The organism is Streptomyces sp. KL116D (genome assembly GCF_030766975.1).
In the GTDB taxonomy this organism is placed as follows: Bacteria; Actinomycetota; Actinomycetes; order Streptomycetales; family Streptomycetaceae; genus Streptomyces; species Streptomyces longispororuber_A.
In genome coordinates this window covers 24,225-36,735 of sequence record NZ_JASERH010000018.1, presented here as the reverse complement: position 1 = coordinate 36,735, position 12,511 = coordinate 24,225, and the positions used below count along the sequence as shown (strand labels likewise).

10 protein-coding genes are annotated in these 12,511 nt (G+C 72.2%); 3 read left to right on the top strand and 7 right to left on the bottom strand.

The window, feature by feature from the left end; genetic code table 11:
• Positions 1 to 2 precede the first annotated feature (2 nt).
• From rpmF to recG, 6 genes are all read right to left on the bottom strand, one after another.
• Positions 3 to 176, bottom strand: a complete 174-nt coding sequence (gene rpmF / locus RBJ77_RS06375) for a 50S ribosomal protein L32 (RefSeq protein WP_030361955.1) — start codon at positions 174 to 176, stop codon at positions 3 to 5.
• A gap of 2 nt (positions 177 to 178) precedes the next feature.
• Entirely contained in the window at positions 179 to 823 is a 645-nt protein-coding gene (locus RBJ77_RS06370; RefSeq protein WP_255972329.1) for a DUF177 domain-containing protein, read from the bottom strand.
• A 153-nt stretch (positions 824 to 976) separates the two neighbouring features.
• Positions 977 to 2,065 (bottom strand): cell division initiation protein, encoded by a 1,089-nt coding sequence (locus RBJ77_RS06365; RefSeq protein WP_372344094.1) that lies wholly within the window; start codon positions 2,063 to 2,065, stop codon positions 977 to 979.
• A gap of 91 nt (positions 2,066 to 2,156) precedes the next feature.
• Positions 2,157 to 2,636: a pantetheine-phosphate adenylyltransferase gene (gene coaD, locus RBJ77_RS06360; RefSeq protein WP_255972305.1), complete on the bottom strand. Its 480-nt coding sequence runs from the start codon at positions 2,634 to 2,636 to the stop codon at positions 2,157 to 2,159.
• A gap of 26 nt (positions 2,637 to 2,662) precedes the next feature.
• Positions 2,663 to 3,259 (bottom strand): 16S rRNA (guanine(966)-N(2))-methyltransferase RsmD, encoded by a 597-nt coding sequence (gene rsmD / locus RBJ77_RS06355; RefSeq protein WP_255972303.1) that lies wholly within the window; start codon positions 3,257 to 3,259, stop codon positions 2,663 to 2,665.
• A 97-nt stretch (positions 3,260 to 3,356) separates the two neighbouring features.
• The gene (gene recG / locus RBJ77_RS06350; RefSeq protein WP_372344064.1) at positions 3,357 to 5,564 is read right to left on the bottom strand and encodes an ATP-dependent DNA helicase RecG; all 2,208 of its coding nucleotides are present in this window, start codon (positions 5,562 to 5,564) and stop codon (positions 3,357 to 3,359) included.
• A gap of 193 nt (positions 5,565 to 5,757) precedes the next feature.
• On the opposite strand from recG, the gene RBJ77_RS06345 reads away from it, so the two are divergent.
• Positions 5,758 to 7,596 carry an HSP90 family protein gene (locus RBJ77_RS06345; RefSeq protein WP_372344063.1) on the top strand — a complete coding sequence of 613 codons (1,839 nt, stop codon included), beginning with the start codon at positions 5,758 to 5,760 and terminating at the stop codon, positions 7,594 to 7,596.
• Positions 7,593 to 10,310, top strand: a complete 2,718-nt coding sequence (locus RBJ77_RS06340) for a tetratricopeptide repeat protein (protein WP_372344062.1) — start codon at positions 7,593 to 7,595, stop codon at positions 10,308 to 10,310. The genes RBJ77_RS06345 and RBJ77_RS06340 overlap by 4 nt, the downstream gene beginning before the upstream one ends.
• Before the next feature lie 18 nt (positions 10,311 to 10,328).
• Here the strand turns inward: RBJ77_RS06340 and RBJ77_RS06335 are convergent, their stop codons facing one another.
• Positions 10,329 to 12,050: a DAK2 domain-containing protein gene (locus RBJ77_RS06335; protein WP_372344061.1), complete on the bottom strand. Its 1,722-nt coding sequence runs from the start codon at positions 12,048 to 12,050 to the stop codon at positions 10,329 to 10,331.
• Positions 12,051 to 12,281: 231 nt separating this feature from the next.
• On the opposite strand from RBJ77_RS06335, the gene rpmB reads away from it, so the two are divergent.
• Positions 12,282 to 12,467 (top strand): 50S ribosomal protein L28, encoded by a 186-nt coding sequence (gene rpmB / locus RBJ77_RS06330; RefSeq protein ID WP_003957616.1) that lies wholly within the window; start codon positions 12,282 to 12,284, stop codon positions 12,465 to 12,467.
• The last annotated feature ends 44 nt before the right edge of the window (positions 12,468 to 12,511 follow it).

Below are 12,511 nucleotides of genomic sequence, written 5' to 3'. Positions count from 1 at the left end.
GCTCAGACCTCGAGGACCTGGCGCTTGTTGTAGGTGCCACAAGCGGGGCACGCGATGTGCTGCAGCTTGGGCTCCTGGCAACGCTCACACGAAACCAGGGTGGGGACCGCAGCCTTCCACTGCGACCGGCGGTGGCGCGTGTTGCTGCGCGACATCTTCCGCTTCGGAACAGCCACGGCTACTTCTCCTGCTTCTCGTCGACGCCCGCTTGTGCTTCGGCGCCGCTCATCTCGTCCTTCTCGCCGTCCTGGATGGTGCCAGCGAGTCCCTGCAGTGCCGCCCAACGGATGTCGACGGCGTCGTGGTGGTGGCCCGGCTCGTCCGAAAGCCGCACTCCGCACTCGGAGCACAGTCCTTCGCAGTCGTCCTGGCACACCGGCTGCATCGGCAGTGCGAGCACCACCGCATCACGCAGCACAGGCTCGAGGTCGAACATGCCGTCCTCGAGAAAGAGCCTGTCCTCGTCTTCCTCGGCGTCGTCGGCCGGCTCCGCTTTCACACGGCCCCGGTCGTCGGCGTCAGGGTACGAGAACATCTCCTGGAAGTCCGCGTCGACCTCTTGGTCGAGCGGCTCCAGACACCTTACGCACTCCCCCTTCGCCGATGCACGGGCGGTGCCTGTGACAAGCACCCCTTCCATGACCGACTCCAGACGGAGGTCGAGCTCCACCGGGGCGCCTTCCGGCACCTCGATGACTCCCTGGATACCGAAGTCCTTGGGAGCGTCGATCGTGCGGGACAGCCGCTGCATGGCACCAGGACGCCGACCCAGCTCGTGCGTATCGAACACGAACGGGTTGCGGTGATCGAGGTGGGTGTTCAGGGCTGGTCCCGCTTTCGTTCTTCGAAGCTCATGAGGTCGCTGCCCCGATCTTCCGGGCAGCTCGGATCACACGTGTACGCGCGACCGAAGAGCCAGGATACTGGACCTTTCGCTCTCGGCCCAATCCGGTCCCGGCCACCCTGCGCGACTCGGTCAGCGGCCCTGGTCGTACTGCCGCTCGTACTCCCGCACCTGATCCATGTTGATCATGCTGGTGTCGAAGAGACTGGTCTCGTCGAGCGCACCGTTCTGCTCCTGCTGCACCTGCGCCTGCTGCTGGTACGCGTACGGATCCTGCTGATAGGCCGCGTACGGATCCTGCTGCTGTTGCTGCTGCTGGTACGCGTAGGGGTCCTGCTGGTACGCGGCGTACGGGTCCTGCTGGCCGTAGGGCTGCTGCTGGTACCCGTACTGGTCCTGCTGCTGCGCGTACGCCGGAGCCGGCTGCTGGGCCGGGATCTGCGGGGCCTCGGGCTCCTGGCGCTCCTGGCGCTCCTGGCGGTCCTGGCGGTCCTGGTTGCCGATCTCGGCGAGGCCCGCGAGGTAGTCGGCGTCACTGGTGTGCGCCTGGGTGCCGCCCTCGCCGTCCAGGGTGAGGGCGCCGAGGTCGTCCTGGGCGATGCGGCCGTGGAGCTTCTGGCGGCCCTTGCCGACGGCCTCCAGGGTCTTGGCGAGCACCGCCTCGAAGGCGCCGAGCTTGACGTCCACGTACGCGTCGGCGTCGCGCCGCAGCGTCTCGGGGTCGTGGCTGCGCTCCGGGGCGTCCTCGTCCTCGTAGCCCTGCTCGTCCGTGCCGGGGCCGGTGCCGAGCAGCTTCTCGCGGCCGCGGCCGACCGAGCCGAGGGTCTTGTTGAGGACGACCTCGAAGTTGGCGAGTTTCGAGTCGACGTAGTCGTCGGCCTCGGCGCGGACCTCCTCGGCCTCCTGGCGGGCCTCGGCCAGGATCCGGTCGGCCTCGTCCTGGGAGCGGCGGGCGATCTCGGTGTCGGCGATCAGGGTGCCGCGCTCGGCGTGCGCGGTCTCGATGATCCGCTCGGCCTCGACGCGGGCCTGCTCGACCATCTGCTCGCGGCCGCCGATGAGCTCCTGGGCCTGGGCGAGGGAGCCGGGCAGCGCCTGGCGCACCTCGTCGAGCATCGCGAGCAGATCGGCGCGGTTGACCACGCACGAGGCCGACATGGGCATGGACCGGGCGTTGCCTACCGCGGCGACGATCTCGTCGAGCTTCTTCTGCACGTCCACCGTGTGCTCGCCACTCTCTCGTCTGCTCACAGGGATGTGAGGGGTGTTGGAGACGGACGGGACGACTGTATGCCCAACTGGCGCGTGCGTGTCACTTCTTGGGGAGGCGTTCGGTCAGGGCCCGGTGCACCAGCGGCGGGACCAGGTGCGACACGTCTCCGCCCCAGGCGGCGACCTCCTTGACGAGCGAGGAGGACAGGAAGCTGTACGTGGGGTTGGTGGGGACGAAGAGCGTCTCCACGCCGGACAGGCCGTTGTTCATCTGGGCCATCTGCAGCTCGTAGTCGAAGTCGCTGACCGCGCGCAGGCCCTTCACGATGGCCGGGATGTCGCGCTGCTTGCAGAAGTCGACGAGGAGGCCGTGGAAGGACTCCACCTCCACGTTGCCGAACTCGGCCGTGACCTCGCGGATCAGCTCGATCCGCTCGTCGACCGCGAACAGGCCCTGCTTGGACTGATTGATCATCACCGCGACGTGCACGACGTCGTACAGCTTGGAGGCTCGGGCGATGATGTCGAGGTGGCCGTTGGTGATGGGGTCGAACGACCCCGGACAGACTGCGCGGCGCACGGGATGTCCCTCGCTCTCCGGTCCGGTCATCGTGCGTCGTCGCACGTGAGGGTGGTGTTCAAGGCGGCGCGACCGTACCAAAACGTGCCCTCGCCGTAACGACGGGACCTCAGTCCCTCGAACCCGTCGGGCCACCGGAATTCGCCGCCTCTGGTGCTGCGTTCAACGGTGACGAGCGCTTCGTCCGCGAGCCAGCCCTGAGTGCGGAGTGTGAGCAGAATCTCCCGAAGATCGTCGTCCGAGACCGCGTACGGAGGGTCGAGGAAGACCAGGTCGTACGGGGTGGAAGGGGGCGATCCGGAGATGACTTGTTCCGCTTTTCCGGTACGTGCCTCCGCGCCGGGCAGGGCGACCGCCTTGATGTTCTCCCGGATGGTGCGGGCGGCCCGGGCGTCGGCCTCGACGAGCAGGGCGTGCGCGGCCCCGCGCGAGAGGGCCTCCAGGCCCACGGCCCCCGATCCCGCGTAGAGATCGGCGACGCGGGTGCCGTCCAGCGTGCCGAGCAGGGCCTGCCAGGTGGAGAAGAGGCCCTCGCGCGCACGGTCGGAGGTGGGGCGGGTGCCGTTGCCCGGCGGCACGGCCAGGCGGCGTCCGCCGGCGCGCCCGGCGATCACGCGGGTCATGTCAGTCCTTCACCGTGTCTTCAGCATGAGCGGGATCCTGCGCGGATCACTCCGGGACCGCTCCCGGATCCGCGCCCGATCTTTCCCCGTCAGTGTCTCAGCCCTTGTCCAGGTACTGCTCACGCTCCTCGTCCAGGAGGGCGTCCAGGGCCGTCCGCAGACCGGGCAGGCCCGCCAGGTCCGGGTCGGCCGCGACGACCCTGGTCGCCTCCTCGCGCGCCTCGGCGATGATCTCCTCGTCCTCGATGACGGCGAGCATCCGCAGGGACGAGCGGACCCCGGACTGGGCCTGCCCGAGGACGTCGCCCTCGCGGCGCTGCTCCAGGTCGATCCGGGACAGCTCGAAGCCGTCGAGCGTGGAGGCGACGGCGCCGAGGCGGGCGCGCGCGGGGCTGGCCTCGGGCATCTCGGTGACCAGCAGGCACAGGCCGGGCGCCGAGCCACGGCCGACGCGGCCGCGCAGCTGGTGGAGCTGGGAGACGCCGAAGCGGTCGGCATCCATGATCACCATCGCCGTCGCGTTCGGCACGTTCACCCCGACCTCGATGACCGTCGTCGCGACCAGGACGTCCGTCTCCCCGGCGGCGAAGCGGCGCATCACGGCGTCCTTGTCGTCGGGCTGCATCCGGCCGTGCAGCACCTCGACCCTGAGCCCCTGGAGGGGGCCGTGCGCCAGCTCGTCGGCCACGTCGAGGACGGCGAGCGGCGGGCGCTTCTCGGCCTCGTCCTCGGCGGACTTCTTCTTGGCGCCCTTCTTGGGCTTGTCGTCCTCGTCGTCCCCGATGCGGGGGCAGACCACGTACGCCTGGTGTCCCTTGCCCACCTCTTCCCTCACGCGCTCCCACGCGCGGGCGAGGAAGTGCGGCTTGTCGGCGGCGGGCACGACGTGGCTGGCGATCGGCGAGCGGCCGGCCGGGAGCTGGTCGAGGACCGAGGTCTCCAGGTCGCCGAAGACCGTCATGGCGACCGTGCGCGGAATAGGCGTCGCCGTCATGACCAGGAGGTGCGGGGGCTGCTTGCCCTTGGAGCGCAGGGCGTCGCGCTGCTCCACGCCGAACCGGTGCTGCTCGTCCACCACGACCAGGCCCAGGTCGTGGAACTGCACCTTGTCCTCGATCAGCGCGTGCGTGCCGATGACGACGCCGGCCTCGCCGGTGACGATGTCGAGCAGGGCCTGCTTGCGGGCGGCCGTGCCCATGGAGCCGGTGAGCAGCACGACCTTCGTGGAGTGCTCGGCGCCGCCGAGCATGCCTCCCTCGGCCAGCTCGCCCATCATCTCGGTGATCGAGCGGTGGTGCTGCTGGGCGAGGACCTCGGTGGGCGCGAGCATCGCGGCCTGGCCGCCCGCGTCGACGACGGTGAGCATGGCGCGCAGCGCGACCATCGTCTTTCCGGAGCCGACCTCGCCCTGGAGCAGCCGGTGCATCGGGTGCTCTGTGGCCAGGTCGTCGAAGATCTCCTTGGAGACCTTCTGCTGGCCTTCGGTGAGGGTGAACGGCAGCTTCGCGTCGAACGCCGTGAGGAGTCCGTCCGGCTGCGGCACGCGCGCGACGGCGGTGAGCTGGGTGTCGGCGAACCGGCGCCTGGCGAGGGCGACTTGGAGGACGAACGCCTCGTCCCACTTCAGCCGGGACCGCGCGTCGGCGATGTCGGCCTTGCTGTGCGGCCGGTGGATCTTGAGCAGGGCCTCGGTGAGCGGGACGAGGCCGCGGCCCTCGCGCAGCGACTCCGGGAGCGGGTCGACGGCGTCCTGTGCACTGGGCAGCACCAGGTCGACGGCCTTGGCGATCTTCCAGGACTCCAGCTTGGCGGTGGCGGGGTAGATCGGCAGGAGGGCGCCGGCCCAGGAACCGACGGCCTCGGCGGCCTCCTCCGAGGAGTCGGCGCGCAGCAACTGGTAGGCCGGATGCGCCAGTTGCATCTTGCGGTTGAAGACGCCGACCTTGCCGGCGAACATCGCGCGCGTGCCCGGCAGCAGGTCCTTGTGCGGCTTGTGGATGCCCCGGCCGAAGAAGACGAGCTGGAGCTGTCCGCTGCCGTCGGTGATGGTGACTTCGAGGCGCTGGCCGCTGCCGCCGTTGAACCTCAGGACGCGGGCGCTCGCGACCTGGGCGACGACCGTGACGTGCTCGTCGAGCGGCAGCTCGGCGAGGGCGGTGAGCTCTCCGCGCTCCGCGTATCTGCGCGGATAGTGGTGCAGGAGATCACCGACGGTGTGCAGGCCTAGGTGCTCGGCCATCACCTTCGCGGTGGCGGGACCGAGCGCTTTCTTCAGCGGTTCTTCGAGCGCGGGCACGAGATCCATTGCACACCACGCCACTGACAATCACGCGCGGTCCCTCGCGGTTCCGTCCGAACAATCCCGTGCAGGTCCTTGAAAACTGCTGGTCAGCAGCGGCTTCCCGGCCCTAGGATGACCGCCTTCCGCCCTCTTCGCGGTCACCTCGCGGGGCCGCCCTACCCGCGCCGTCGCCAGTCCCCCCACCGGCGCAGCGACGATGGATTCCCAGACTTCTCACGATGCCCAGCGCGCTCAGGCGCCGCACACGTTCCAGGTCGACCTGCGTGGTCTCGTCGATCTGCTCTCCCACCACCTGTACTCCAGCCCCAAGGTCTACCTGCGCGAGCTGTTGCAGAACGCGGTGGACGCCATCACCGCGCGCCGCGCCGAGGAGCCCGGATCCCCCGCCACGGTGCGCCTGTTCGCCGAGGGCGGTGCGCTGCGCGTCGAGGACTCCGGAATCGGTCTGACCGAGGCGGACGTGCACAGTCTCCTCGCGACGATCGGCCGCAGTTCCAAGCGCGGCGACGGCCTGGAGTCGGCCCGCGCCGACTTCCTCGGCCAGTTCGGCATCGGACTGCTCGCCTGCTTCGTCGTCGCGGAGCGGATCCGTGTCGTCAGCCGCAGCGCGCGCACGCCTCAGGCGCCGCCGGTCGAGTGGACGGCCCGTGACGACGGCTCGTACACGGTCCGTACGCTCCCGGACTCGGCCCGCCCCGAACCGGGCACGACCGTGCACCTGGAGGCCCGCGCGGGCGCCGGCGACTGGCTGACCGAGCCGCGGGTGCTGGCCCTGGCCCGCGACTTCGGCTCGCTGCTGCCGTACGACGTGCGGGTGGGCGACGCCACCGTGACGGACCTTCCGGCCGTCTGGGACCGCGCGCATCCGAGCCCGGCCGCGCGCCGGGTGGCACTCGCCCGCCACTGCCACGACCTGTTCGGCTTCACTCCGCTGGACTCGATCGAGCTGGACGTGCCGGTGGCCGGCATCCGGGGTGTCGCGCACGTACTGCCGCAGGCGGTCAGTCCGGCGCAGCGCGCGGGCCACCGGGTGCACCTGAAGGGCATGCTGCTCACCGAGCGGGCCGAGCAGCTCCTGCCCGACTGGGCCTTCTTCGTGCGCTGCGTGATCGACACGGACAGCCTGCGCCCGACGGCGTCGCGCGAGTCGCTCTACGAGGACGAGACGCTGGCCGCCGTGCGGGAGGCTCTGGGCGAGCGGGTTCGGGAGTGGCTGACGGCGCTCGCGGCGGGCGATCCCGAGCGGCTCGCGGCCTTCCTGTCCGTGCACCATCTGGGCGTCAAGTCCCTTGCGCGGCACGACAAGGAGATGCTGCGCACCATGCTTCCCTGGCTGCCGTTCGAGACGACGGACGGGCAGCTCTCCCTGGAGGAGTTCGCGCAGCGCCACCCGGTGGTGCACTTCACGCGGACGGTGGAGGAGTTCCGGCAGGTCGCGCCGATCGCCTCCGCACAGGGCATCGGTGTCGTCAACGGCGGTTACACGTATGACGCCGATCTGGTCGAGGCGCTGCCCTCGGTGCGGCCCGGCACGGCCGTCGCCGAGCTGGACGCGGACACGGTGACCGCGCACCTGGACGCCGTCGACCCGGCGGAGGAGCTGGCCCTGTCGGCGTTCCTGGCGGCGGCCCGGGCCAGCCTCGACCCGCTGGGCTGCGACGTCGTCCTGCGCGCCTTCCACCCGCTGACGGTGCCCGCGCTGCACCTGGACGACCGGGCGGCCCGGCACGAGCAGGCACGGGCGGAGGCGGAGGGGCAGGCCGACGACCTGTGGGCGGGGATCCTGGGCTCGCTGCGCGGCACTGCTCCACGCGCGCGGCTGGTGCTCAACCACCTCAACCCGCTGGTCCGGCGGGTGAGTTCACTGGCCGACGCCGAGCTGATCGGCACGGCGGCCGAGGCCCTGTACGGCCAGGCCCTGCTGATGGCGCAGCGCCCGCTGCGGCCCGCCGACTCGGCGCTCCTGAACCGTTCGTTCATCGGCCTCCTGGAGTGGGCCACGCATCCCGGTACCGGAAAGGACGACCTTCGATGAGCGACCTGGACTTCGACGGCCTGCGTCGGGCGATGGCGGAGAACGCCGCGCGGCCCGAGGGGCCCGCACGCGGTGCGCGCGCCGAGCAGCTGCTCGTCGAGGCCGAGCGGCTCGGCATCCCGCTCGCCGTGATCGAGGCCCTCGGACACCAGCTGCAGATGTACAACTACAGCTCCGAGAAGGACAAGATGTTCGTCCCCTTCGCGCGGCTGCTGCGCATGTGGGACGAGCGCCCGGAGGACTTCGACGCCTACGAGACGCACTCGCTGCACTGGGTCTTCAAGTGGATGTCCGGCGGCATGCTCAACCAGCCGCACATCCCGCTCGCCTCCATGGAGAAGTGGCTCGGCGAGATGGAGCACCGCTACCGGGTGGCCGGTCACTCCGAGCGTGCCGTCCGTATGAGCGAGTTCTACGTCGCCGACCACATAGGCGACGAGGAGCGGGCCACGCGCGCGTACGACGCGTGGCTCGCGGCGGACCGTGACGACATGGCCGACTGCCACGCCTGCGAGCTCAACGGGCAGGGCGCCCGCCAGTCCGACCTGCGCAACGACGAGCGGGCCCTCGAACTGTGGCGACCGGTCCTGGAGGGCGAGTTCACGTGCGCCCACGAGCCGCACGCGGCGCTCGCCTCGTCGCTGCTGCCCCTGCTGCGCCTGGGCCGCCCCGAGGAGGCCCGGGCGAACCATCTGCGCGGCTACCGCCTCGTACGGCAGATGGAGTCCATGCGGGGCGCCTTCGCCTCGCACGTGGAGTTCTGCACCCTGACCGGTAACGAGGCGCGGGCCCTTGAACTGCTGGCGGAGCGGCCCGCGTACTTCAGCGACAGCGGCAACCCGCACGGCCTGATGGACTTCCTCGGCGTCACGGCGCTGGTCATGGACCGACTCGTCGAGCTCGGTCTGGGCGAGCAGGGCGTACCCGGACCCACCGGCCGCGCGTGGACGGCGGCCGAACTGGCCGGGCACGCGCGCGTGGAGGCCCTCGCCCTGGCCGCCCGGTTCGACGAGCGCAACGGCACACCGCACGTGGGGGCCCGGCTGCGGGAGCGGATGGACCAGCGGCCCGTGCTGGAGCGGCTGCCGCTGGGCGTCCGGGTCGTGCGGACGGCCGTCCCCGCGAAGCCGGTCTCCCCCGCGCCCGTGGAGCGGCCCGCGGACGCGGCGTCCCTGGTGGCCGAGGCACGGCGGATCTCCGCGGAGGAGGGCGGCCCGGACGCGGGCCGCGCCTGGGAAGCGGCGGCCCGGGCCGCCCAGACGGAGGGCCTCGAACTCACCGTCCACGACCGCGCGGAGATCGCCGACTACGAGGCCATGCGCGCGGACGACGACGGCGCCGGACTGTTCGGCCGGGCGGCCGCGCTGTACGAGGCGGCCGGCGACCCGGACGAGGCCAGGGCGGCACGCGCGCGTGCCGCGTACGCACAGGCCCTCGCCGGGCACGTGGACGAGGCGCTCGCCGCGATCCGGGAGCCGTACGAGCAGGTGCTCGCGCTGCTGCCGGACGTGGACGCCACGACGGCCAGGCCCGCGGCGGCCGTGCTGGCGTGCCGCGCGCGCATCCTGCTGCTGGCGCACTCCGGCGACGCCGAGGTCGCCGAGGCGGAGGACGGCGCCCGCCGGCTCCTGGCACTCGCGGAGCCGTTCCCCGACGTCCCGCGACTCGCGTCGCAGGCAGCGGCGGCCCGGGCGATGCTCGGGGACATCGCGGTGCACCGCGGGGACCCGGAGGCGGCCGGCGCGCTGTACGAGCAGGCGGCGGCCGCTCATGTGGCGGCCGGGCGGCCCTGGCTGGCCGTGGACTGCGAGGTGCGGATCGCGGGCCTCGCCCGTGACCGCGAGGACGCGCCGGGCGCCGAGCGGGCGCTGCGGGCGGCCCTGGAGCACGGGGCGGGATACCTGGAGCCGGCCGGTGCCGCGCAGCTGCATCTCCAGCTGGCCGAGGTCCTGGCGGCCGGAGGGCAGTTCGGGCCCGCCGCCGACCACGCCCTGGAGGCCGCTCACTGGGCGGACGAGTCGGGCGGGAACGCGGGGCTCGGCGCCTGGGCACGGTTCCAGCTGGGCGGGCACCTGTTGCGCGCCGAACGCACCGCGGAGGCCGCCGAGGTCCTGGAGTCGGCGCTGCTCGACCTGACCGCCGACGACCACGGCGACGGGGCGATCGTGCAGGCCCAGTGGTGGCTCGGCGACTGCGCCCGCGCGCTCGGCGAGGACCTCCAGGCCGCCGAGGCGTGGCTGAAGGCGGCGGAGATCGCCCAGCACTGGCCGGAGCAGCGGGACCACGCGATGCTCGCGAACCTGGCGGCGGACGCCCTCGACCGGGCCGGACGCCCCGAGGACGCGGATCGCGCCTACGCGCGCGCGGGCGAGCTGTGGGGCTCCTTGGGGCACGTGCATGCCGTGGCGCGCTGCCTCCGCGCGCGTGCCTGGCTCGACTCGGCGTCGGCGCAGGACGAGCGGGAACTGATGACCGCGGCGATCCGGGCCTGTGAGGAGGCCCTCGCCACGGCCGGAACCGACCGGGCCGAGCTGCTGTCCGAGCTGGGGCACACGCACCGGCAGTTCGCGGAGCTCCTGGACCGGCGCACCGAGGACGGTGACGACACGGACTCGGCGGCCCAACTGGAGCGGGCCGCGGCCGCGTTCGGCGAGGCCGGTGACACCGAGCGGCGGGACGAGGCGGAGACCGCGCGCGCCGCCCTGTCCGCGTAGGACCGTCGTGGTGGGCGGCTACTCGACGCCGATGAGCATCAGCGCCGACTGCCGCCCGCCGCGGTACACCATGGTGTCCACCGCCAGGTAGGACTCGCGGACGTGCTGCTCCAGACCGTCCGCGACCTCGTCGGGGACGTCCTCGCCGAGGACGAGCGTGACGAGTTCGCCGCCCGCCGCGAGCATCCGGTCCAGGACGGTGCGGGCGGTCGCCGGCACCTCGCTGCCGATGACCGCCACGTCACCGTCGATGAGGCCGAGGACGTCACCGGCCTGACAGATGCCGGCCATGGTCCAGGACTGCCGCTCGGCGACGGCGAGTTCGGCGTACCGGGTCGCGCCCGCGGCCGAGGTCATCGCGACGACGTCCTCGTCGAAGCGCCGGTCGGGCTCGTGGACGGCGAGCGCGGCGATGCCCTGGACCGCGGACCGGGTCGGGATCAGGGCGACCCGTACGCCCTCGGAGCGGGCCTGCTCGGCGGCGGCCGCCGCGGTGTGCCGCAGCTCGGCGTCGTTGGGCAGCAGCACCACCTCACGCGCGTGGGCACGGCGGATCGCGTCGACGAGCTCTCCGCTGGCGGGCGGCTCCCCGGGCCGGTCGGGCACGGTCGTCGCGCCCGCCTCCGCGTAGAGACCGGCGAGCCCGTCGCCCGGCACGACCGCCACCACGGCGCGCTGGGCGCGCTCGCGGGGCGGTGCCGAGGCACGGCCCGTGTGCACGTCCCCGACGCCGAAGTGGGTGATGCGGATCCGGTAGGGGCGGCCGGCCTCGACGCCCGCCTCCACGGCCGCACCGGCGTCGTCGACGTGCACGTGGACGTTCCACAGGCCGTCCCCGCCGACGACGACCAGGGAGTCCCCGAGGGCGTCCAGCCTGGTCCGCAGCCGGGCCACGGCCCGGTCGTCGGCCTCCAGCAGATAGATGACCTCGAAGGCGGGTCCCGCGACGCCGTGCTCCTCGGGGCATTCAAGTGCGGTGTCGCCGGGGATCGCCTCCACGCGCGCGTGCCCGCCGTCCGCGCGGCTCCGTACCGGCGCGCTCTCCCCCGAGACGGCCTCGCTCAGCGCCCCGAGAACCGCGACGAGACCCCGTCCGCCCGCGTCCACGACCCCGGCCCTGCCCAGGACCGCCAGCTGCCCGGGTGTCGCGTCGAGCGCCGCGCACGCGCCTTCGTAGGCGGCCCGGGCGACGGCGCCGCAGTCGCCATCGACCCCGGAGGCGGAGTCCGCGGCCGCCGTGGCGACCGTCAGCACCGTGCCTTCCACGGGGTGGGCGACCGCCTCCCGCGCGGACTCCGAGGCCCGCCGCAGCGCGAGCCGCAGCTCCCCCGGGGCGGCCCCGCCGGCGTGATCTCCCTCACGCGCCTGCCCGTCGGCCAGCACCTGGGCCATGCCGCGCAGCAGCTGCGCGAGGATCGTCCCCGAGTTGCCGCGGGCGCCGATGAGCGCCCCGTGCGCCATCGCGCGCATCACTTCGGGCAGCGCGGGCGCGGCAGGCTCCGGGCCCGCCTCCAGACCGGCGAAGACCGCCTCGACGGCCTGATGCGCCGACTCGACGGTCAGATAGAGATTGGTGCCGGTGTCCCCGTCGGCCACGGGATACACGTTGATCGCGTCGATCTCCGCGCGCTCCCGCCCGAGCGCCTCCAGGGCGAGTGAGCACCAGGCGCGCACCGCGACGACGTCGAGCACATGCGGCACCTGCGGCACCTGCGCCTCCTTGAGCTGCTGGACTGGCATCGCAGAGTAGACCCCGGAGGGAGGCCGTCCGGAAGAGGGCCTGGTCCGGTCCCCGGGACAGCGGCCCGGGCAGTCATGGTAGTTTCGTTGTACCGAAGCAGCCGTTGTATGCTGCTCCGGTTGCCCGATATTCATCGGGCCACCCCCTGGCACCGCCACTCAGATCCTCTGATCTTGATCCCGGCATGCCGGGATCAACCGTAAGTGCATCTGAAGTCTTTGGAGTGACCCGTGGCTGCCAACTGCGACGTCTGCGGCAAGGGGCCGGGCTTCGGCAACAACATTTCGCACTCGCACCGCCGTACGTCCCGTCGCTGGAACCCGAACATCCAGCGTGTGCGTGCAGTGGTCGGTCGGACGCCGAAGCGGCTCAACGTCTGCACCTCGTGCATCAAGGCCGGCAAGGTCTCGCGCTGACGTAACGCGTAGCGCGGCCACCTCGCTGGTTGCTTGAAGGAACC

What these genes read in the sequence shown, in the direction of transcription:
- recG (WP_372344064.1), bottom strand. Translation starts at nt 5,564, where the DNA reads ATGGATCTCGTGCCCGCGCTCGAAGAACCGCTGAAGAAAGCGCTCGGT.
- RBJ77_RS06335 (WP_372344061.1), bottom strand. Translation starts at nt 12,050, where the DNA reads ATGCCAGTCCAGCAGCTCAAGGAGGCGCAGGTGCCGCAGGTGCCGCAT.
- RBJ77_RS06340 (WP_372344062.1), top strand. Translation starts at nt 7,593, where the DNA reads ATGAGCGACCTGGACTTCGACGGCCTGCGTCGGGCGATGGCGGAGAAC.
- rsmD (WP_255972303.1), bottom strand. Translation starts at nt 3,259, where the DNA reads ATGACCCGCGTGATCGCCGGGCGCGCCGGCGGACGCCGCCTGGCCGTG.
- RBJ77_RS06345 (WP_372344063.1), top strand. Translation starts at nt 5,758, where the DNA reads ATGGATTCCCAGACTTCTCACGATGCCCAGCGCGCTCAGGCGCCGCAC.